At 59.4% G+C, this 21,044-nt stretch carries 24 protein-coding genes and 2 pseudogenes; 11 read left to right on the top strand and 15 right to left on the bottom strand.

Annotated features, from left to right (window positions below; translation table 11 throughout):
• Positions 1–60: 60 nt before the first annotated feature.
• The 5 genes and pseudogenes from ESO89_RS12030 (at position 61) to ESO89_RS18570 (ending at position 7,705) form a co-directional block, all read left to right on the top strand.
• The gene (locus ESO89_RS12030) at positions 61–2,418 is read left to right on the top strand and encodes a hypothetical protein (protein WP_128905732.1); all 2,358 of its coding nucleotides are present in this window, start codon (positions 61–63) and stop codon (positions 2,416–2,418) included.
• A 44-nt stretch (positions 2,419–2,462) separates the two neighbouring features.
• Positions 2,463–4,499, top strand: a complete 2,037-nt coding sequence (locus tag ESO89_RS12025; protein WP_128905731.1) for a hypothetical protein — start codon at positions 2,463–2,465, stop codon at positions 4,497–4,499.
• Between the two features lie 1,404 nt (positions 4,500–5,903).
• Positions 5,904–6,944: pseudogene (locus ESO89_RS19395) on the top strand (AAA family ATPase); the annotation flags it as partial.
• 431 nt (positions 6,945–7,375) lie between these two features.
• Positions 7,376–7,498, top strand: coding sequence for a hypothetical protein (locus ESO89_RS19215; protein ID WP_277750269.1), 123 nt, complete (start codon positions 7,376–7,378; stop codon positions 7,496–7,498).
• 39 nt (positions 7,499–7,537) lie between these two features.
• Positions 7,538–7,705 carry a hypothetical protein gene (locus tag ESO89_RS18570; RefSeq protein WP_164932785.1) on the top strand — a complete coding sequence of 56 codons (168 nt, stop codon included), beginning with the start codon at positions 7,538–7,540 and terminating at the stop codon, positions 7,703–7,705.
• Positions 7,706–7,727: 22 nt separating this feature from the next.
• Here the strand turns inward: ESO89_RS18570 and ESO89_RS12005 are convergent, their stop codons facing one another.
• The 4 genes from ESO89_RS12005 to ESO89_RS11990 all read right to left on the bottom strand — a co-directional run bounded on the left by ESO89_RS12005 (position 7,728) and on the right by ESO89_RS11990 (position 9,897).
• Positions 7,728–8,306: a hypothetical protein gene (locus tag ESO89_RS12005; RefSeq protein ID WP_128905729.1), complete on the bottom strand. Its 579-nt coding sequence runs from the start codon at positions 8,304–8,306 to the stop codon at positions 7,728–7,730.
• Positions 8,307–8,318: 12 nt separating this feature from the next.
• Complete coding sequence (locus ESO89_RS12000) at positions 8,319–8,531, bottom strand: hypothetical protein (RefSeq protein ID WP_128905728.1); 213 nt, start codon at positions 8,529–8,531, stop codon at positions 8,319–8,321.
• A gap of 268 nt (positions 8,532–8,799) precedes the next feature.
• Positions 8,800–9,279: a DUF7342 family protein gene (locus ESO89_RS11995; RefSeq protein ID WP_128905756.1), complete on the bottom strand. Its 480-nt coding sequence runs from the start codon at positions 9,277–9,279 to the stop codon at positions 8,800–8,802.
• 93 nt (positions 9,280–9,372) lie between these two features.
• A complete protein-coding gene (locus tag ESO89_RS11990) occupies positions 9,373–9,897 on the bottom strand; it encodes a sugar phosphate nucleotidyltransferase (protein ID WP_128905727.1) in 525 nt (174 codons plus the stop codon).
• A gap of 156 nt (positions 9,898–10,053) precedes the next feature.
• Between ESO89_RS11990 and mntA the strand changes: the two genes are divergently transcribed.
• Both mntA and hepT read left to right on the top strand, forming a co-directional pair.
• A complete protein-coding gene (mntA, locus tag ESO89_RS11985) occupies positions 10,054–10,494 on the top strand; it encodes a type VII toxin-antitoxin system MntA family adenylyltransferase antitoxin (protein WP_128905726.1) in 441 nt (146 codons plus the stop codon).
• Complete coding sequence (gene hepT, locus ESO89_RS11980) at positions 10,495–10,923, top strand: type VII toxin-antitoxin system HepT family RNase toxin (protein ID WP_128905725.1); 429 nt, start codon at positions 10,495–10,497, stop codon at positions 10,921–10,923. It abuts the gene before it with no gap.
• Positions 10,924–10,950: 27 nt separating this feature from the next.
• Here hepT and ESO89_RS11975 read toward each other — a convergent pair whose 3' ends face one another.
• From ESO89_RS11975 to ESO89_RS11955, 5 genes and pseudogenes are all read right to left on the bottom strand, one after another.
• Positions 10,951–11,205, bottom strand: coding sequence for a UPF0175 family protein (locus ESO89_RS11975; RefSeq protein WP_128905724.1), 255 nt, complete (start codon positions 11,203–11,205; stop codon positions 10,951–10,953).
• A gap of 50 nt (positions 11,206–11,255) precedes the next feature.
• On the bottom strand, positions 11,256–11,405 hold the full coding sequence (locus ESO89_RS11970) for an NTP transferase domain-containing protein (protein WP_128905723.1): 150 nt from the start codon (positions 11,403–11,405) through the stop codon (positions 11,256–11,258).
• Between the two features lie 178 nt (positions 11,406–11,583).
• Positions 11,584–12,090, bottom strand: a complete 507-nt coding sequence (locus ESO89_RS11965) for a metal-dependent hydrolase (protein ID WP_128905722.1) — start codon at positions 12,088–12,090, stop codon at positions 11,584–11,586.
• Entirely contained in the window at positions 12,083–12,598 is a 516-nt protein-coding gene (locus tag ESO89_RS11960; RefSeq protein ID WP_128905721.1) for a hypothetical protein, read from the bottom strand. Before ESO89_RS11960 ends, ESO89_RS11965 begins: the two co-directional genes overlap by 8 nt.
• Before the next feature lie 222 nt (positions 12,599–12,820).
• Positions 12,821–12,943, bottom strand: a pseudogene (locus ESO89_RS11955) (NAD-dependent epimerase/dehydratase family protein); the annotation flags it as partial.
• Positions 12,944–13,409: 466 nt separating this feature from the next.
• On the opposite strand from ESO89_RS11955, the gene ESO89_RS11945 reads away from it, so the two are divergent.
• Positions 13,410–14,138 carry a DUF7437 domain-containing protein gene (locus tag ESO89_RS11945; protein WP_394345379.1) on the top strand — a complete coding sequence of 243 codons (729 nt, stop codon included), beginning with the start codon at positions 13,410–13,412 and terminating at the stop codon, positions 14,136–14,138.
• A gap of 9 nt (positions 14,139–14,147) precedes the next feature.
• The gene (locus tag ESO89_RS11940) at positions 14,148–14,678 is read left to right on the top strand and encodes a hypothetical protein (RefSeq protein ID WP_128905720.1); all 531 of its coding nucleotides are present in this window, start codon (positions 14,148–14,150) and stop codon (positions 14,676–14,678) included.
• 309 nt (positions 14,679–14,987) lie between these two features.
• Here the strand turns inward: ESO89_RS11940 and ESO89_RS11930 are convergent, their stop codons facing one another.
• From ESO89_RS11930 to ESO89_RS11920, 3 genes are read right to left on the bottom strand one after another with little or no spacing between them, the layout of a single operon-like run.
• Positions 14,988–15,347, bottom strand: a complete 360-nt coding sequence (locus ESO89_RS11930; RefSeq protein ID WP_128905718.1) for a hypothetical protein — start codon at positions 15,345–15,347, stop codon at positions 14,988–14,990.
• Positions 15,344–16,345 carry a hypothetical protein gene (locus ESO89_RS11925; protein ID WP_128905717.1) on the bottom strand — a complete coding sequence of 334 codons (1,002 nt, stop codon included), beginning with the start codon at positions 16,343–16,345 and terminating at the stop codon, positions 15,344–15,346. The genes ESO89_RS11930 and ESO89_RS11925 overlap by 4 nt, the downstream gene beginning before the upstream one ends.
• Before the next feature lie 47 nt (positions 16,346–16,392).
• A complete protein-coding gene (locus ESO89_RS11920; RefSeq protein WP_128905716.1) occupies positions 16,393–17,388 on the bottom strand; it encodes a hypothetical protein in 996 nt (331 codons plus the stop codon).
• Positions 17,389–17,634: 246 nt separating this feature from the next.
• Between ESO89_RS11920 and ESO89_RS11915 the strand changes: the two genes are divergently transcribed.
• Positions 17,635–18,315 (top strand): winged helix-turn-helix domain-containing protein, encoded by a 681-nt coding sequence (locus ESO89_RS11915; RefSeq protein ID WP_241686212.1) that lies wholly within the window; start codon positions 17,635–17,637, stop codon positions 18,313–18,315.
• 29 nt (positions 18,316–18,344) lie between these two features.
• On the opposite strand, the gene ESO89_RS18785 is transcribed toward ESO89_RS11915, so the two are convergent.
• The 3 genes from ESO89_RS18785 to ESO89_RS11900 all read right to left on the bottom strand — a co-directional run bounded on the left by ESO89_RS18785 (position 18,345) and on the right by ESO89_RS11900 (position 19,684).
• On the bottom strand, positions 18,345–18,638 hold the full coding sequence (locus ESO89_RS18785) for a hypothetical protein (protein WP_206731756.1): 294 nt from the start codon (positions 18,636–18,638) through the stop codon (positions 18,345–18,347).
• A 100-nt stretch (positions 18,639–18,738) separates the two neighbouring features.
• Positions 18,739–19,023 carry a nucleotidyltransferase family protein gene (locus ESO89_RS11905; protein ID WP_241686211.1) on the bottom strand — a complete coding sequence of 95 codons (285 nt, stop codon included), beginning with the start codon at positions 19,021–19,023 and terminating at the stop codon, positions 18,739–18,741.
• A gap of 55 nt (positions 19,024–19,078) precedes the next feature.
• The gene (locus ESO89_RS11900) at positions 19,079–19,684 is read right to left on the bottom strand and encodes an aminopeptidase (RefSeq protein ID WP_241686210.1); all 606 of its coding nucleotides are present in this window, start codon (positions 19,682–19,684) and stop codon (positions 19,079–19,081) included.
• 55 nt (positions 19,685–19,739) lie between these two features.
• Between ESO89_RS11900 and ESO89_RS11895 the strand changes: the two genes are divergently transcribed.
• Positions 19,740–21,014, top strand: a complete 1,275-nt coding sequence (locus tag ESO89_RS11895; protein ID WP_241686209.1) for an RNA-guided endonuclease InsQ/TnpB family protein — start codon at positions 19,740–19,742, stop codon at positions 21,012–21,014.
• Positions 21,015–21,044 lie beyond the last annotated feature (30 nt).

Below are 21,044 nucleotides of genomic sequence, written 5' to 3'. Positions count from 1 at the left end.
TTTGCTTAGCCGACTACGGGCCAATAGTAGCACACACGTCGACGCAGTCGGCGCACCACCATGTCAATCCAACCCAAGCAACCGACCAACGAATCGGGACCGACGAACCACAACGACGAGTTACCGCCACCAGAACACGTCCCGGACGGTCAGACGGAAGTCCCGGATCTCACCGGCGCGCCAACCCAACGCAAGAACGCCCTCCGAATCCGGCTCCCACGGGATCCAGCCAAACGCGAGGAACTCCCCGCAGCAATCAACGGCGTTCTCACGTGGGTCCTGAGCGATGTCTGTGGAGAATCCATCATTGAGAGCGTCGAGATCCTCATGTTCCCGGGGCCCCAGGGCTTGGAGTTCGTTCTCCACCCGCGCCCGTTCGCACTTGATGGCCGCAGCGACACGCAATCAACTCTCGACGACTTCACCAAAGAGCTCTACTCGCGGCCGCTAAGCGTCCTCACGCAGGCAGTCAAGCGCCGCTACCCCGAATCGGTCAACGTGGAAGTCGGCCACCTCGATCTCGAACCGGTCGGGGTCACCGACGTCACAACGACGCGACTCTACTCGATCGAAGACGGGAACCGGCCGATCCCAGGCAACACCAAAGCAAAGCCGCTCGAGGAGCTGTTCAAGGCGCTCCGAGAGGGCCACGACCCGTTCATCTATCAGGTGATCGTCGCCGGCGAGGACGGCAGCTACAACATGTCAGTGCGGCTCGCAACCTACCGCCCAAAGGACAACTACGTCGGCGACCGCGGGTTCGCCAAACTCGTCGCCGACGGCAAACCAACCGACCTCGAACGAGTCTTCGGGAATGGAAACCTCGTCTCGAACCACGATCCTGTCCTCGCGAACCGCTACTGGAAAACCAACTACACCCACACCATCGACGGACCTGATAGCTACGAGGCCAGATACGACTACGCGCTGGCTAACCAGTACAACCCGCGTTCGGAAATCCGCCGGCACGCAGAGACGGTCCGAACAGTCGTTCTCGGGAAGAAAGAACATCGACGACTCCTGAACGGTGACACAAGTACTGAACCCCTACTAAAAAACGAATTCAGTCGCTACGGATGGGTTTCACTGTTCGAGCCGCAGTTGCTCCCGTTCGTCTGGACGGTCACCCAGCGGTGGGAGACGAACCCCTGGCGTGCCGTTAAGGGCCGGTCCGCGCCGGTATTCAACTCGGTGAAGCCGATTACAATCGAAACGCCCAGTCAGTTCGGCGTTGGGGAAGGACTGGCGGACGCGGCCCCGGACGAGACGGCCGTCGCAAACGAGGGCGGCGCCGGCCATGGCTCGCTCGAACAGTACACTATCCGGGCCTTCACTGAGGGCGGTGATGAGATTCACAAAGTCGATCAAAACGCTGATTCGGTGCCGGATGAGCGACTCACAGCCGTCGATGGCATGATCGAGACCCTCGGCATCGAGGTTGACTCAGACATCGTGGCCATCGAGTGTGAAGACGAAAACATCTCCAAGGGCTCGAACACGCTCATCAACGCCGAGCGGGCGTACGCAGCCGGCCGACACGTCGTCTTCGTCTACAATCAAGAGGACGTCGAACGGGGCTACAGCCATCTCGATAAACCGTATAAATACACCGAGGACAACGGCATCATCACATACAACAGAACAGATCCAGTTCGGTCGCCGGACGGGCGAGCACTTGTTCGGGCCGGCGACGGGAACACAACCTACCGGGTCGCAGGCCAGACGATCAGCGTCCGTGATGACGACGGCGAACTGACCCGCGGGCCCGTAACTGATGATGTCGGTACCTTCGAGTGGCCGACAGAGCCAACCGAGGATGACACCACGGCAACGAGTACAGAGGCGAGCGAGACGCAGTGTGGGTACTACCGGAAGACTGACGATGGAACTCATCGCGTCGAAACTGCCGACGGGACGGTCATTATGGAGTACAGCGAAAAGCAGGCATTCCTCGCCGACTGGACGCAGATCCGAGAACCCCATGTCTCGATTGCGCTGAGCTATCTCGACTTCGTCACCGTCGCCTACCGAGACGAGAAGACGGACCAGCTGCGGGTGTATGATCCCCGGCCCGACTGGGAGACCACCGACAAAACCGAGAGTCAAAAAGCGGGGGTACAGCAGTTCTGTGAGGAATTCATCGTCGAGCGCGACGGGCCCGAGCTGACCTACGACGACCTCGAAGCAGCGCTTGCGCCGTGGTTCGAAGGCCAGTCCCAGTACCCAGCGCCAGTCCGGTCGGTGATCGGCGGGCATCTCCCCGACGAACTGAAAGACGCAAAAACGAGCGGGACCGGGAACGCCTATCGCTATTTCGATGGGTTCGATTGGCTGTTCAAGCCCGGAATCGACTCTCCACATCAGGCGGACGCCCCAGCCGATTACGACCCAGATGACGACACCGAAGAGACCGACTAACCGCAGCCGACACCGCTCACAATCCACCCTTTTTAGTCAAACAGATGACAGCGACAGCCGACCACCCGTGGCAAGCCCTCGAAATCGTCCTCAACCCGAATAGCGACAAGCCGTCGTACGCCACACCGATCGAACGAACCCTCGCAGCCGTGATCCATGAGGCACTCTGGACGTACGACTGTGGCCCGATCACGTACCTATCGCTGCCCGGGGTGACCCGCCAGCGAACACTGGTGTGGGCTGGATCCGCGCCAACACCCGACAACGCGACGACACTCCCGTCGCTCCCGACAGTCGAGACAACGGACGTAACGCCTGCGACACGGACACTTGCGAGTTGCCTCCACCAGCGGTGTACCGATCGAGTTGGGATCAGCGTCGTCACCGTCGATCCAAGCCCACTTGGCGCCAGTAGCGCTGCCACCCAACGAGTACTCATCCCAACAGAGACCACATCGCCGAGATTCGACACGGCCCCACCAGCCGTAGAAACAGCCCTCGCGGCCGTTGGTGACCGGCCGCACGCGCTTGCGGTCGTCGCGAGCCGCGGGCCAGATGAGACCACCAACATCGCCGTTCGGCTGGTCGATTTTACACCGACATCCCAGATCGACACCCGCGAGACGCTCGCGCAGTCGCGTGCCGATCCACCCATCGCAGTAAGCGAGCATCTCGGCGGCTCCAAGACGCTCACCAACTGGGACCTCCTCGAGGAACACGGCTGGGAGCTGACGACCGACGACCGACTGCCCGGCAATGAGAATGAAACTCCCGTCCTCCGAAAGTCGTTCCTCCCGTCATATGAAGCGTGGCGAGCCGATCGAGCGGCCGACCTCGCTGACGCCACCCACGAATACGCACAGGTGTTCGCACAGGCTCCCAGCGATCCCCGTGCCGACGCGTATGAACGCCTCGGGGTGACCGGCCAACTGCCCGTCGCAGCCGAGCAGTTGCCGGCGTTGTTCCCGGTTGTCCGCCGCCAGTACCCGCGATCGGTCTGGGACGACGTCGCTGGGCGGACAGCAGTTCGCATCCGGCCTGTGACACCAGTCGCTGTCCCGGATACGATGGCTGTCGCTGACCAAGATCCAACAGCGAAAGCAACACGAACAACACCAGCATCGGTCGATGGGGCAGCGTCGCCGTTCGAACGGGCCGTGCTGCGATGGTGTTTCGAACACGGTATCGACGTTGCCGAGACTGACTGCTCGCTGTCGCCGGTACCCTTCGAGCTGGAGATGCCATCAGGCACCCACACGCTCGCGTATCTCGTGGCTGAGGAGTTGAATCGCGGCCAACTGCTCGCCAGCGTCTGGCAGGTGTCTCACGATCCGACACTCGCAGGCGTCCGCGTCTTTACCGAGACACGCGCCACCGCGAAACAGGCGGCAATGACGCTGCTTCAACCGTTCAAAGACGCACGGCCGAGTGAGACTGAAACACCACTCTACCGCCAGCCCGCACTGTTACACGGGACTGCTGGGGTCGTTGTGCGGCCACCAGACACCCCACCAGAGCAGTGGGTCGTAACCCCGACAAACGACCTCCAGTGCCAGGTGGACGGTGCCATCGTCGCCCAGGGAGACTTCCTCGGGCCACTTGAGGTGATTGCGGACGAGCTTCCGCAGTTGGAGTCGACCACTGGAACAGCCACACTAACGCATCCTACCGACGGCGACCGGCACGTCTATGAGAGCCACGACGCCGCGCAGGCGGCAACAACACCGATCCACCGGCCGGCCCGACCGGCATCCCTCGCAACAGGGCTTGAATCCGCCACCGTCTTCTCGCAAGCGGGGTCGAACTTCGAGCAGTACCGCCCAACCGACTCCTGGAACAGCAGGCTGACGGCAACGCCTGAAGCTGCCGCCGCACGGATCTTCCGAGATACCTACACGGTATCGGACTCCGGCACAACGCTCTCGCGTGCGACGTTACGTCCGGAGCTTGTCTCGTATCTCTCTCAGCGGATGGACCGTCGACTCCCGCCATCAATTGTGACAGGGTCGATAGCCGATCGGCTGGCGCTGCGGACAAACCGTCGCTGGCGCTATCGACCGCCGACACACCTCGAAAGATAGAAATGTTCGTAACCGGCCTCGTGGATGTTCGATCCGATCGCTGTGTGGTGGGCGTGAGATCCCGGGAGTGACTGGACGAGTAGCTGTGAGTGTGATATGTATCAAACATATCATGGTACAATAAGAGAGGCAGCGTCCTCGTGATCAGATCCGCAGGAGAACTCGCACGCGACAAGACGACCTAACGAGATCTGTTCCAAGCCGCCGGCCCCCGCAATTAGATGGGGGGTGAGAGGGGGTGCGAACAGGGGTCGTAGAAGTGGTAGGGGTTTCCACTGGAATTGCGTCGTCGTCATGCGGTTAGGGGGTCGCAGATCCGACTGATAAGAAGAAGAAGATCCAATCCGTAGCAGGGGTTTCCCTTGATCAATACCGTCCTCTCAGGGCGGAGCCACAGCCCAACCAAGTACCGCGGCCGTGCCAGCAGAACACCCACCGTCCGCCGGAAGAATTACTTCCGGAAATAATATGTTTGGTTCGATATAATTCGTTTGGGAGCTAGATGAGTTGTGGCGGTACCACTATTTCGGGTCGGGACAGGAATCTGTAGCATCGACCTTCGGCGAGTATTTTTCCCAAATTCCATATGGTTTTGTGAAGGCCTATCGATCGATGCGGGGGAGACTGAGAGAGGTCCCGTTCCCAACAGCACTCACCAGCCTCGGCCGCAACCCCGAAGCACCTGAGAGTAGCGCAAGTCCGCATACCGGATCAGTCATTAGGTGGGAGGCTTCACGTATGTAGTTCGGTTTGTGTTGTTCTGGCCTCCGCGCTGATCTCTATGCGTTTGTTCACAGTCGGCTATTGATGCGGGACTCTTCTTCTTCTAATCAGTCGGAAGTGAGGCCCTCTAACCACCCCCCGTATGGTGGATTCCCACTTGTTTCCCCTCATCCTGACACAACACCCTCTAACGGGGGTGTTAACTGGAGATCGCGTTTACTCTCCGCCGAGCAGGCTGGAACCTCACCCCAAGTGTGTCCGTTCGCGATCGCTTCCAAGATGTACTGGGCATGCTCGGTCTAGTCCCCGATCGTGTTCTCCAACCGACCGCACTAGCCACGATTCCGGGCGACCTCAATATGGGCGTCTGTAACTGGCGTCTCGCCGCACCGCACTAACAGAGAGTACGATTCGTCTGTCTCGGGTGCGAACTGTGGGTCCCGCCTATACTGTGATAAACGGCCCATGCCACTCTGCCTCCTCACGTCGTTCATGGAAAACTGACATGACCGATCGAGGACGTGGGTGGGAGAGAGAACGTTTCGTCTGTCTTCGTCTCGGACGGCCGGAAGAGTAACTGACGCTTTGGCCCCTTTTCCCCACGGCCGTATGAGAGGAAAAATTTCGTCTGTCTCTCGCGTTCATTCACGGCCTCGACGACGGTGGAAATGAGTGTAAAACAAACGAATTATGTTGTACGGAAGAGCCGGATTCGGCAAGACCGCGGTGATCAAATACATGATGGACGTGCTGCGAGACGAGGTCGCGAAACGACCCGACGCGGACGAACTGTTCGTACACGAACTGAACTGTAACGGACAGACCGCGTACTCGGTCGTCCGAACGCTCATCAATGAACTGCTCCCGGAAGGAGCGAGCGAGTTCCCAAGACGGGGACTCAGTACGGCCGACGCGTTCGAGGAACTATACGCGCAATTTGATCGTCGGGGCGGGACGCATTTCGTCGTGTTCGATGAGATTGACCATCTCGACGACGTCGACACGTTCTGATACGAACTCCCGCGGGCGCGCTCGATCGGCCATATCACGAACTCGAAGGTCGGCGTTATCGGGACCAGCAACAACTACACCTTTCGGCAGGGGCTCTCACCGAATGTCAAGGACACCCTCATGGAAGCCGAAATTTCGTTCAGCCCGTACGACGCCAACGAGCACCGAGCGATACTCGCGGACTGAGTCGACCGCGCGTTCGTCGACGGCGTCTGTGACGACTCCGTCGTCGCGAGGGCGGCGGCGATCGCGGCGAAAGACAGGGGAAACGCGCGTCAGGCGATCGACCTCCTCAGAGCCGGCAGCGAAGAGGCGAAGAAGCGCGGCGACGACGGCGTCGACGATTCGTACATCGTCGAGGCCCAGGATCTCGTCCAGCGCGGTCGATTACGCAACCGGATTCGAGACCAGACCCAGTACGCCCACCTGCTGCTCGAAACGCTCGCGTCCCTCGAACAACGAGGCGCGACGCCGGCCCGGTCGAAGACGATCAAAACCCGGTACGAGCGCGTGACGAACGCACACGCCGTGGACCCACTTACGACGCTGAAACGCATCCACCTCTCGGATCGCCACAAGCTCGGCTTCCCCCAACGGACGAACCGGAATCGTGGGGAGAACGGCGGCCGGTACGACGAGTACGGCCTCGATCTCGCCCCCGAAATCGTCCTCGACAGCAGCGACGAGATTGAAACGGAACGCAACCGGTGATACCCCGCCGCGAAGACAGACGAAACGGACTCTCTCGCTTTGCTGGTGAGCGAGTGAGAATCGAGGGGACTCTGTCGGGGCCGTCCTCGAGACAGACGAAATGAGGTGTATCTCTCCACCACCGCACGCGATCCGACCTCGATACCCGACAATACGCCCATACGGTACGTACGTCTCCCGGATCCGCGTTGGGGTACCCCGCTCAAATGCGAGCTACCTAGGCATCGCCACGAGCGCGAGATGCCCGTGTTTCGTCAGCTCGCGCATTCCGTGTTCGATCTGGCTCTGTTTGAGCTTTTCACGAGCCCGATGACGCGCTTCTCTGTCAGTCGTTTCTGGGGATCACTTGTTGGGGCATGCCTGTGCCCCCCACGCCACCGAATACGAACTCCGCGCAAAAATTTATACCACCACACCGGTACGCCAATAGTATGTCTACCCCCAAAGTTGGCGAAAACGGAGACGAGGACAGTGACGAGTCCTCAGAAGCCGTTTCTGCCGAGGAAGCACTCGATATGCTGCCTGATACGGAAGAATTCGAGTTTGAATTCTAACGGCGGTTTTATTCGAGTCGGTGACTGTAGCTAGATGAAATGGTGGATCCCGACCACGTCGTGACTGCTGAAGATGTTGCCGACGCGACCGACCAGTCCATCGAAACGGTGGCCCGGGGCTGGCACGAACTGTCCGAAGAGCAGGTTGATACCGAAAAGTCCGAGTCGGAATCCACGGACCGTCGCCGGACGTTTTCTGACGGGTAAGGGTCCAACAAGGCCACGATTCTCAAAGATCCGAAGAGATACCCTTCATCGCCCTCCGAAGTCTTTGATAGTGGAACTGAGACTCAGTGAGGATCTCTTCTTCGACGAGGAGTGCTCGGAGATTGTTTCGACTTGTCCAGTCACGGGCTTGTGCGACCCGAAGGACCTCCGTGACCTGCCGTTTCGTAGAGAGGCCCCAGTGAGGAAGTTGGAAGACTTTGGAGAAAATGTAGAAGTCGACACTATCCGGGGAATTCTCGATAATTCGCGTGACGTCATCGTCGAACCAGAATACTGCCGAAACATCTGGGTCGCCGAATCGGATCACGTCACTGATCGATTGCTCCCCATAATCGTGAGCGCCCGTTGACGCATCGAACCGTGTCGAGACGACTTCGACATCGGAGTTGGCTTCGAGGCAATCCTCGGCTTTTTCTGCCATATCTTGTGTGTCTGGGTCATCCTGGCGAGGGCCAGTGATCTCGTCGTGGACTCCCTCAGCGACACGCAGATTCTGCGAGTGTCTGAGGAATTGCTGGCCGATTGAAGAATGAGTGAGCGCTAACGTTGCGTCTGTGTCGACGAGGAAAACTCCGCTCATCGAGGCAGAAAGCTAGACCTCAGGCCCGATAGAAACTACGTCAGAGAGCTCAGATGGGGACTTGCGCTCCGTCTGCTTCGAGAGGGCGACGCCAATGAGGCGCTCGATATCTTCGACGTTACTAAACTCGCGTTGAACGGTCGCCGCATCCACCTCTCCGTTTGTTAGCGCCTGGAGAGCCTCGCGGTGGTCCTCGAAGTGCCGGTCAGGACCGTGAAGTGACATATCTAAACTGAATATCGCCCAATATAAATAGGTTCTGGCCAAGCAGCGTCATCACGTGTCAATTGCTACAGGCGTGATGGCCGGTGGCTTGTCAGTTGATTCACCGCGTCGTACCCAGGAATTCTCAGTGTTCACGGATCGGTATCCCTGACTTTGGAGGGTGGCTGACGGCGGCTGGATCGGCAGATTAGCATTCAGCGTTTGAGCACGTGTTAGCGACAGGTGGTTGGTCAGAATCGGATTTTGCTCTCCAACACCATCCCATTGTTCACACCGGAACCCCGTCGCGGTCGGTCGCCCAATCATACTCTTTCAGCGCTGCCTTCACGACCGGCAACCGGTCAGCGAGGTGGTCCCACTCGCTGGCGATCGCACGCCGTCTCTCGGCCTCGTCAGGGGTATCGACCTCGGCAACACTCGCAAGGAGTTCGCTTGGCGACTCGACGTGGTACTCGGCTTCCCACTCTGCGATCCGCGCCCGCATCGACTCTAGGGCGTCGGCGAGTTCTTCCCGGTCGTGCTCGCGCTGGAGGGTCGCAACTTCGCGATAGGTCGCCATCAGTTGATCGACGCAGTAGAGCGTCTGGCTCCCGCGGTCGGTCTTCTGTAAAACGTTATCCTCGACGAGCTGATCGAGGTACTTCTGGGCCGTCTTCGTCGTAGTTTCTGTCTCTTCGGCGATCCACGATGCGGTTCGGGGTGTTCGGAGCGTTCGCGCGGCCGCACGAACTCGCTCACCTCGCGTCATCGAGGGAGCGTTTGGATCGGCAGCGTCCGTTTCGTTCGACATAGGACCTCTATGCTCCGGGAAAATATATCTCCAAGGGGTTGTAGATATCTATCACCCGTTTCTATTTGTTCTGCTCTCCCCACGCACCGTCTCGTTCGCCCGCTCCACGTCTTCGGACGTGTTCACGTTCACGCGCTCGCCGAGTCGAACCGTCGCCACGTCGTACCCCGCCCGCACCAACAACCCAACAGCCTCGCTCAGCTGGTACTCGCCCTCGGCCGACGGCCGGACCAGCGCACACGCGTGAAAGATGTCTTCCGGAAGCACGTAACACCCGGTCGTGACGAGCGTCGACGACGGCTCGGCCTGTACCACCGCGTGCCCGAGGCCCAGCCGCTCACGCTGGTGGACGTACGTGATCGGGACGCCCTCGAAGGTGTCGCCGAACCGGTCGACGATCTGGGCCGCCTCGTACCCGACGATCACGACCAGCGCGTCGGCCCCGGCGTCGACTGCCGTCTCGAAGACGTGCGCGAGGAGGGGTCGCCCCGCCACGTCGACGAGCCCCTTCGGTCGGTCCGCCGTCAGCTCGCCGAGGCGACTGCCGCGCCCGGCGGCGGGGATGACCGCATCCATACGCGAGACGCCACACGCCGGTCACCTAACCCCATCGACGCGGCTATCGCTTCCCGTGACCTCCCACGGCTCTCGCTCGACGGCCGATCGATCCGAGCCGACGGACGACCGTAATATTCACAAACGGTTTTGTCGCCCGGCACGTAGGAACACGACATGGTGGAGTCGAATCACGGCGGGTCGGCGATCGACGGGGTGGACGTGGCGGCGATCCGCCGCTATCTCGCGGAGACGGATGTTCGCTTCGCGGTCCTGTTCGGCTCCCGAGTCCGAGGAGAGACACACGACTCGTCCGACATCGATGTCGCCCTTCGATTCCCCGAGGAGCTATCCCCGAAAGAACGCTTCCGTCGACGGAACCGTATCGATACGGATCTCCAAGGGTATGCGGACGACTTTGTCGACGTAAGCGACATCGAAGACCTACCCCTTCCGATCGCACGCGCAGCCCTCCAGGAAGGAGTTCGGCTGGTCGGTGACGAACGAGAGATCGCCGCCTACCGTGAGCAGATAGACGCCGAATACGATCGAACTGCCGCCGATCGGGAACGGGACCGTCGAGAGTTCATCGATCGGCTCGCGAAGGGAGACATCTAAATGGTAGACGAGACGGTTGTCGCGACGAAACTGGAGCAGGCACACGAGTACACGAACGATCTCGCGGAGATGCGAGGGATCCCGAAGGAGGAGTACGTTTCGGACGTCGTACTACAGCGGGCAGTCGAACGAACGCTGATGAATCTGATCCAGTCCTGTATTGATCTCGCGCAACACGTTCGCGCAGCGAACGGTATATCGTCGGGTGGAACGGCGAAAGAAGAGATACGGGCACTCGGTGAGTTGGAGATCATCTCTCGCGACACACAACAGAAAATCGAGGAAGCGGTTGGGTTTCGAAATGTCCTCGCACATCGGTACGGAGAGATCGACCACGACGTGGTGTATGAGGTGTTACACGAGGACCTCCATTGGTTCAAGCGATTCCAGCAGGAAGTCGCACAGTGGCTTCGAGATCGACGGTCGTGAAGCGTGGTCTGTCCTCGCTCAACCAGATCAGATGTATCCTCGCGCGTACTCGACATCGAGCGCGAGATCCTCCTCGGTGTAGTGTCGGTCCACCTCGCGTTCTCCGAGGAGCCGATGGAACTCCGCCTTCGAGAGACCGGCTAGCTCTCGTGCCTTTCCGAAGGACAGATACCCCTCCCGGTACAGCGACACCGCGAGTTCCTGCCGGACGATCGGTTCGCGATCCTCCGGCGGTGCCGCGATCGCGTCCAACACGTCCGACGGGAGATCGATGCTGCTCATACCGATGGATCCGGCGTCGTGCTACTTAGTAACGCCGTTCGTCCACTCGTCTAGCTCACGACGTTCGTTGCCTCGACCGCCGTCTCGAAGGCGTGCGCGAGGAGGGGTCGCCCCGCGATGTTGACGAGTCGCTTCGGCTGATCATCGGTGAATTCGCCGAGTCGACTCCCTCGCCCGGCAGCAGGGATGACCGCGTCCATACAGGCACTGGCACACACCAGCCACCTCAATTCGGTGGTCGCTGTACCCACAGTGACGTTGAGCAATCCGGGATCGATGTCGCCTCCCACACCCTCGAAGCACTTCTTCTCGACTGTCGCGACACGCTCTTCTCAGTCGATCGAATACGGAACGAGTATTCGCGTGACAGTGCTCGGATCACGTGTCGAAGTGATCTGTGCGCATCCGGCGACGATCGACGACCCAAACGAGACCAGCGAGCACCGTCGCAGCGACTATCGGCCACCGGTCGGTACTGAGATAAAACCCATCGACGACAAGGCCATGGGTGACGAACGGCCACAACAACGGACTCGTGATCCCGGACGGCTTGTACAACAGCAAATCGAGCACGTAGTGGGAGCTAGCACCGACACTCAAGAGAACGAACACGACACGCCGATACGCGTTCGGGACGAGAAGTGCGCCAATACACACGATCAGGAGCGTGCCACCGACACGGTGGAGCGGACTCCACGTGAATGGCAGCCCCAAAAGCACTGAAATCGCTTCCTCGGGGACCACCAAATCGATCCGATTGAGATCTGGGAGCGTCGATCCGATCATTACCACTGTGACGAGCGGATAGGAGATCCACTCGTACCGCCACGAGAGCACGATCGCGAGGGTGTACCCACTCAAAATATGCGTGAAGAGGTCAGCCACTGGCTTCCTCCTCCGACAGATAGCGGGTATGAAGTGGTGTGTCCCGGGGTGAGAAGGTGACCGTCTCCGGATCGAACCGCCACCCATCGGCGATCCGGAACGCAACGAACAGTGCGCCAAGCACCGAGATCGCGTACATGTACGTCGTCTCCCACGGCTCTCGGACGACTGTCCGGTCCCGATCCGCGACAAGCGTCCCGTCCGCCGTGAGCGTGCCATCGACGATGACCTCTTGGCCCACGGCGACGTCCGGCGCATTCTCGACAGGGAGGTGTTGTGTGGTGGTGCCGTCGGTGACCTCAATAATGACAGGATCAGTTGCGATCACGACGCCACCGGTCTCAACATGGTCGCCGGCCAAATCGGCTGGTGTTACATCAGACTCTGCGAGGTCAGGCCCCGGACTGGTGGGTGCTGGATATCCTGCGCCAGCAAGCACAAAGAGCCCACTGAGAAGGACGACACAGATTCCGAGGGTGACGAGCCGGTACCCCACAGCACGAGACATCTAGGGAGTCGTCCGTCGGTAGCGAATAAAGATCCATCGATGGAGTGGTTCTGTGACCAGTCTACTCCTTTCGGCTCATGATGCGTCGCTAGACAGCGTTGGATTTCACTCATAGCTTGTAACTGGGGAGATCGCTGACCTCGAAGAAATGCCCCGCCCCGAGTGAATCGCCCTCTCACGTGACGGATGTCACGAAGCCCGTTACACACCGGCTACGGCATTGATCCCCTCGGCGTAGAGGGGTTCGAAGTTGTCGAGGACCGTCACGTCGTGGCCGTCGGCGAGGAACGACTCGGCGAGGCGGCTACCAATGAATCCGGCCCCTCCCGTCACGAGAAGCTGTATACGCGCCCTTCCAAAGGGCGACACAATATTCGCGCGGTTCGCCGAAAGCGTCGCCAAATCGATCGATGATCCGCCCCGCCTCGCACCCGATGACGACGACCAACCCGTCGGCCCCCGCCTCGACCGCCGATTCTCGAACACGTGCGCGAGCAACGCCCGCCCAGCCACATCGATAAGCCCCTTCGGCCGGTCGTCGGTGAGCTCGCCGAGTCGACTCCCCCGCCCCGCGGCGGGTATCACGGCGTCCATACGGGAGACGCCACACGCCGGTCACCGAACCCCATCGACGAGACTACCGGATCCAGAAGGCACACCGGTGGTCTTCAATCTCCGAGAGCACCATTAAGAGGATGTCACGCCGGTCGGTCGGGTGTGTCGTATCGTCTCCGGTCGTCAGTGCATCCGGTCCCAGATGGACGTGGTCACGGACGTTGTGACAGTCGTTTGCGGCGATAGTCTGAAGTACATGGACTTCGGACTAACAAGTATGACTGCTGATCACAACCGCGTTCGTCCGGATGGTGGGATCGACGCGCTGGACCCGCCACCGAGAGATGTGATGGGTGAAGAGGCGCTCAAGCCAGAGACGCTGGCCCAGAACGCTCCTCGGCTCGAGACGGTCGTTCAGTTGCTCAACCACCCCGCACTGACCCGTGTCTACGTCTACGTGTGTTACTGGGGGCCGGTTGCCCCGCCGGAGATCATGGAGGCACTCGATATTTCGAAATCGACGACCTACGAGTACGTCGATCAGCTTGTCGACCTCGGCCTCGTCGACCGTGATGACTCGACGCGCCCCCAGCAACTGACTGCCGATCCGATCGTCATCGTCGAGCAGTATGCCCCAATTGTCATCACACCGACCGTCCTCCACGCCCTCGCGCTCCAAGAGGTCGACGAGGACATCGCGTACTTTATCGACCGCTACGGTATCGGGAAACTCATCGCAGCTTTACGGGGTGCTGGACTCCATTTCGCGGGCAAGACAACCCAGCGGATGGTCGCCACTGATATCGACGTTCGCGAAACGGAAGCAATGATGATCATCTACGCACTCAAACCGGCACTCGCCGTTGGCCGAGACCACGATCCGTTCTTTGAGTATCTGTTCCCGGATGTAGATGACGAAATGGATCTCCCTGACCTTGACGCAATATCTGATGCCCCGACTCACTCGTCGGATTTCGATAGGTGAGTCGGACGAATGGACACCGACACACCATTCTCTGCTGACCAAGACATCCTTGTCGACGCGAATATCTTCTACGCAATTGGTAGTCCTTCGAACGCTCAGTATCAGCGCTTCCGGAGTGTAGTCCAAAATGCTGGCGTCGTCTGTAAACTCCCCCGGCGCGTGATCGGTGAACTTGGAGGACCAGAGACGGACCGTGTCCGAACGGCACTCGACGAGGGTTGGGCAACAATCATTGATGCTCCCTCACCGACGGATGGCGACGCTGTCGCCGCGAGTGATATCGCCAAACGAACCATTGCGAACGAAACCGATCAGGCCGAAAACGAGGTCGAAAAAACGGATGTGATTCTCGCCGGGTTAGCAATCCAGTACGTCAGAGACCGTTCAACGGCGGGTGTTATCGTCCTCACAGACGATAAGCCTGCCAAGAAGGGCATCGAGAACGCAGTCCGGGCGCAAGGGTACACGGACACGATCGCGGTTCACGGATTGGAAGACATCATCGGTGACGATTCGGGCGACTCGATACGGCTGATCTAGGTCAGGAGATGGCCGTTGTGCGGAAATCCCTCGGCCGGTTAAGAACCCGCGACCACAGCTGCGCGCCTCGTTCCTGCGGTGCTTGGCGCGGTCAGGGGACGATCGAGGCGGCCTCGTCCTAGCTGACCGCGTCCATACGCGAGACGCCACACGCCGGTCACCGAACCCCATCGACAGAACTACCCGGTCCAGAAGGCACGCTGGCGGTCTTCGCTCTCCGAAAGCACCGTCGAGAGAACGTCACGCCAGTCGGTCGGGTGTGTCGTATCGTCTCCGGGCGTCGGTGCGTCCGGTCCCAGATGGACGTGGTCACCGGGGCGTCCGTTCCGTGAACGTCTCGTAGGCTTCGGCGATCGTCTCGACAATTTCGGCTTTGTCTTCGTCTGCGAGGCTATCGCCCCGAAATTCGATGAGCGAATCGAGGACGACTTCAAATTTTGATGGATCAGTAGCCTTTGCCACGACTGTCCAGCCGTCCGGGTCGGTGTATGCGAGAGACGCCACGACGTTCGCCGTGAACACGAGGATGTCCCGAATGCCGCCAAGCGTTCCGTCGTCTCCGACAAGACTGTCCGGAGTCGCCGGCATCACGAGTAAGTCGTCACGCTCGTGGGACACTGTGAGTGTCTCGCTAGCCAAGAGTGGCCGGTCGGGGAGTCCGCTGATCATTCTGCTCTCGACTGGGTGTGATACTCTCGTCCGGTCTTAAACTGCGTCAACTCTTCGATCCGGCTCTCCAGTTCTTCGATCTCCTCGCGAAGTTCCGTGGCCTCGGGGTTGTCGCTCGTGGCGAGCCGATCTTTCAGTCCTTGTAGTCGCGTTTCTCGCTGTTCCTCATCCACTTCCGCCTTCCGGACGTACTCCGTCTCCTCGATGTCGTACACGTCCGATTCGGAGAGTTCCGTCACGTCGAGAGCGTCGTCGACCTTGTCGCGGTCGAGGCTCAACACGCGCTCGCGGTCGATGCCTGCGTCCTCCAGCATAGCCAGTACCTCCTCGTCGTCTCTGAGGTTTCGGTTACGACGCGCCGTTCGTTGCACGGAACCGAACTGGCCGTGAACGGGCTGGTCGTGGTGTAGCCGATCCAACAACACGTTGGTCACGTTCTGGCGCAGGTCGTTGGCATCACGCTGGATGTCCGAGAGCACGGTGTAGAGATTGATGAGGGCGGGCGTATCGAGCGCCTCGAGGGAGGAGAGATCGTTCCGCTCTAGCGCGTCGATGAGAAGGAGCGCATCGCTGTAGACATCCACGTCGGGCTCCGTGCGCTCGGTAGCTTCCTTCGCTGATTCGGTGTCGGCTGCTCCCCTGATGATCTGGCTTCCGGTCGGTTCGTCGGTTTCGCGGATCACACCCGCGCTCTCGTCGACCTCGAATCGGGGATGCAGACTCAACACGGCGGGATACGGATCGGCATCGGGCGGGAGCCGCGAAAGATCGAATCCATCGGGAGCGTCACTGATGCGCTCGTAGAGCGTCTCGAACTGGTCGCGCTGGAGCGGCCGTGTCTCGTCCACGTCACGGTCGAGAAATTCGACGACGATTCGGTGTTCCTGCACGTCGGTGATCTGGAAACGATCCTGAGAGAGTGGTGTGAGCAGAGTCGCATCCTCGGCGAGACCCTCGCACTCGTCGAGGAGCGTGTGCCATGTGACGCTGAACGGCATTACCGGGTGTATCGTCGGGAGACAGGTAAAGCGTGAGGATGGTTCGCTCAGATACCGAGATCGCGGAACGTCCAGTCGTTCGGCAGGTTTGCGTCGAAGCCGGCCTCTTCGACGAGATCACGGATGCGCTGTTCGACTGTTTCGTCCAGCTCGAACGTGTAATCGAATTCCTCGTCCCAGTCGTAGTACCGCGGCATCCCCGGCCAGTGGTCGTCCGTCTTCAGCCCGTAGACGCAATCGAGAAGGTAGCGACGATACGGCATATCGTCACGGGTGATGCGAGGGAGCGTCCCGTCGATCGACTGATCTCTCACCAACGTTTCGAGCAGATCGACCGCCGCGTACTGGTCAGCGTAGAACGCGTGTTCGAGTGTCGGGTTGACGGAGAAGATGTCTTCCGAGGCGCGGGCGCGGAGATGGTCGGCCACCGAGTGGTCGGGATGGCCGATTCCCCACCCGTATGCGTGGACTTCCTCCCGCGCAGTATCGGCCGTATCGGCGGCAGTGACTGCGATGGCATCGAGGTATTCGAGTGCCGCAACTGGAATCGCCGACACACCGTCGGTCAACCGCGTGCGGATCAGATTTCGTCCCACGGCATTCGCGATCGTGGGCGTCACAAGCGGAATCTCGTCATCCGCAGTCGGATCGTGTGCATCGATCACATCCTCGAGGAATTTCCAGCCCGCTGATCGCGCCGCCTCGTCAAGGGCGCCACTAACGCGCTCGTGGTACGGCCAGAACACGTCCCGATATGTGTCGCCACTGGTGTCTTCCTCGAGTGCAGCCGAGAGCGCCGCCTCGAACTCGACGACTGCGTCGTGAAGGGCGTCTCTGTCACCGTCCGAGAACCGGTCGAGTAGAGAATCAAGTTCGGCGATGGACGCGTTTCGTTCGTCGGCTGGCGATGAACCTGTGGATTGTGACTGCTCGAGATCAGCCGAGCCAACGGTTGTCTCTGATTGGACATCGCCACAGTCGTGGAGGCGGAGACGGGTGAGTGTCTCGAACGACCCTCCGCAATCGTCGCACTCGTGAGCCATAGTCCTACTACGGGTATGTGGGCAAAATGCGTTCCTTCTTTGATCAGTGAACTACCCCACCCTACTCAGCCACAGGCGTGGCTTCGTTGAGGGTGGGGTAGTTCACCCAGCCGAGCCGTCGTCACCTCGTACCCCGCCCGCACCAACAACCCCACGGCCTCGCTCTCGAGACCATCGAGACCAAACCCCGAAGCACAGATATCTGTGCCAGCAAAATATATGTGTGCTTAGGGCGTAGCGTAGCGTATGCCTGACGAGCCACTGCCTCCTGACGGCCCCGACGAGTTTCCCACCGAAGCGGAACTACCGGACGATCCGGTAACCATGGCTGATATTGACCCGTTCGCCGTTGCTGACGATGGCTTCGAGGATATCGATGACTTCGCGGCCGCAGAATGGAAACACGAGACCACTGCGAACGAGCGAATTCGCACGGTAATCGATAGAACGACGACTCCGAGATCGGCGGGCGACATCGCAGAGACAGCGCTCGTCTCAGAAACAAAAGCCAGAGCCACACTCAACAAGCTTGCTGCCGAAGGGATTGTCAAACGTCAGCAGACGGACTCCGGAAAACTGTACAGTCGAGACCCGGAGTGGCACCTTCTCAAGCAGATCAGGCGACTCGCCGGGAGCGAAACGCTCGTCGATCAAATCCACCGAGTGAAACAGGAGCTCGCAGCGTACAAAGCCAAATATGACGCAGCCGATCCAGAGGAACTCCTGATTTCAGACAAGGAACTCACCCAGAACGAACTCGACGACGTCTCTCACTGGCGGACAGCAGAACGAGAACTCAGCCACCTCAGAGCGGCATACCGCCTCAAAGAAGCAAAAGAACAGGCAACCACCGTAACTGAACCAAGAGACAGACAGACAGGGGATCAGACAACGGCCCCCGCTGGCGATCAGCCCCAACTCCAGTAATGGGGATGGGGAACGGCTCTCCAATTGATTCAGAAGCAATTGATGAGAGCGTAGAGCAGATACGCCAGCAACTCGGTAACGGAGTCGTCAAGGTCCGATACCGGTATCAGAAAGGTCACCCGTTCAAACAGCGGGAAGGAGAAGATATCAGAGCGGCACGGGTCACTGTCACCCCTGGAATCCACGAGCGAGGTGGATACCTCGATATCCAGTGGTGGGAGAATGGAGACTACAAATACCATTATCGGGAGGACGGACTGGAATTCAGGTTCGGGCGCGAAGGGGCGAATGAAACCACCAGTAAGCCGGTACGGCACTTTCATCCGCCAAGCGATCTCGACGCACACAGGCAATCCTGTATCGGGATCGAACGACCACCGACACTTGTCACAATTGCTGTCCTGAAGACGTGGTGGGCAGCGGTCAGGCGCGGTGATGAGAGTTTGGTGAACGCGCAAAACGGCTTGCCGTAATCGGAGTCCCCTCGAAGTCGTCGCCGAACCGGTCGACGATCTGGCCCGCCTCGTAGCTCACGATCACCACCAGCCTGTCGACTCCGGCGTCGACCACCGTCTCGAAGGCGCACGCGAGTAGGGGTCGCCCCGCCACGTCGACGAGCCCCTTCGGTCGGTCCGCCGTCAGTTCGCCGAGTCGGCTGCCTCGCCCCGCGGCGGGGATGACCGCGTCCATGCCGCGTCCGTCGGCCACTCGACACCTGAGTCCGTCGGTCACTCCCGGTTCAGGCGTGCGCGATAGACCTTCTTCACGGAATTCGCTCAACCGCGCTATCGAGCTCATCGAGAGTCGACCACTCTACGACCCGTTCGCCCACCGCTGTCTCGAGGGCGGCCAAGTGGGACGCGGCTATCCCATTTTCGTACTGCGCCCGCTGTATCTCCGGATCGTCGTACACGCGCTTCAGCAGCCACAACACGTCTCGCACACTCGTCTGCTGTCGATACAGGTAGCCAAGCTCCCAGACGTGACCGCCGTCGAAGTCTTCGATCACGCCGATAACCCACGTCGCCTGCACCGACAACGCCTCGAAGGCCGGCGCCCACAGATCAAGGTCGTCGGCATCGAACCCGAACTCCTCTAACCGGAATGCGACGGCATCCCGCCGATCATTCAACCGAGTACACACGCGTCGACGACGTTCACCGGACTCACCCGATCCACTACCCACTACAAGATACCGACGGCTCGCACGACGCACATCGTCAAACCGGGCCCCGTGGAGCCCGTCCTTGAGTCGCTGGTGTTGCTCGGGTGTGAGAGACAACGTCGCGTCATCGTGGAGTTCGCCATCTACAGGCTGAGAAGGGCGAGTGCCTCGGGGCTTGACCTCGAGGGTGAAGCCCGTCACCACGCCTGATGTACCAGAAATACAAGCTCTTACAAACCACTGTTTCTAAACAATATTCGTGCAGAAATCGCTGACCAGTACTCTGGTGTTTCAATTAGACATCAACGAGGGTAGTCAGCAACTGCTAGATTCTGGACAAGTCGAAGCTCGCCGCGTCGTCAACGAAATCTTCCGCTTAGATGCGCAAGGATACGATTGGGAAACCATCGAAGACGAAGTAGTCGAGCGGTCAAACCACGTCCAAAACACGACGCAGCGGCTCTTCGACAAAGCAACAGACGCACTTGAACGCTACTACGACGAAGACGACTACGGGCATCCTCGACAGAACCACGAGGAATTGTTCCCACTTCGTATGAATCACGGAGAAGGGTACCAACTCTTCGTAGACGAAGAGTCAGAAAGCATCTCGTTCCGTGTGACCGCGCTGAAACGGAACTTCGTCCGAGGAACACTCCAAAGCAGTCAACACTACATCGAGCGTCTAAAAACTGCGTTGACCAACGACGACTGGCGTGTCGGAACTGCAGAAGTCGTGCGAACCCGAAACCGTCACGAACTACACGTCAACGTCACGCACAAGACTGCTGAAGTCGCTGACAAGGAACACGCCAAGACGTTCATCGGTGTGGATGTGAACGAGGATTGCGTTGGATTAGCCGCTGTCACTGGATCAGGCGTGGAAGATTCAGTGGTCATCGAGTATCCAGAAATCAAGAAAGAACGACACGAGTACTTCACAATCCGCAAACGAATGCAGAGCGTCGGGCAAACCACGCTCGAACACGAAATTCGAGACAAAGAAAAACGGTTTGTCCACGACCAACTCCACCAAGTATCACGAGATATCGTGGAGTGGGCAAAGCAATTCGAGAACCCCGTCATCGTCTTTGAAGACCTCAAAGACATGAGAGACGACATCAATTACGGGACTCGAATGAACCGGCGCTTGCACTCGTTGCCTTTCGCACAACTCCAAGACTTCGTGTCGTACAAAGCTGCGTGGAGTGGAATCCCGTCAGAGAAAATTGACCCTGAGTATACGAGTCAGGAATGTGTAGATTGCGGGCATACGACTCGTTCAAACCGTCAGGGCAAGCGGTTCCAGTGCGTGCAGTGTGGGTTCCAAGACCACGCAGATCGGAAAGCGGCGATGCTAATTGGTACGAGAGGTTTGGAGAAGTTGAATCGGGATGTGCCTGCTCTCAACAGCCCTCCAATTGTGAGGGTGCGACGGCATGGCAACGGGCTGAGTGAACCAGCCGACCACGACCCTGTTTCCACCGTTCGAGACTACCAGACCGATGGTGAAACAGGGAGTGTTAGGAATTAATCCGTGGGAAGAAGCCTCGGGGCTTGACCC

The sequence above is a fragment of the Halorubrum amylolyticum genome (assembly GCF_004114995.1).
GTDB classification, from domain to species: Archaea; Halobacteriota; Halobacteria; order Halobacteriales; family Haloferacaceae; genus Halorubrum; species Halorubrum amylolyticum.
Note: the sequence above shows the minus strand (reverse complement) of the source record. Positions and strands in the feature narration are given on the sequence as shown.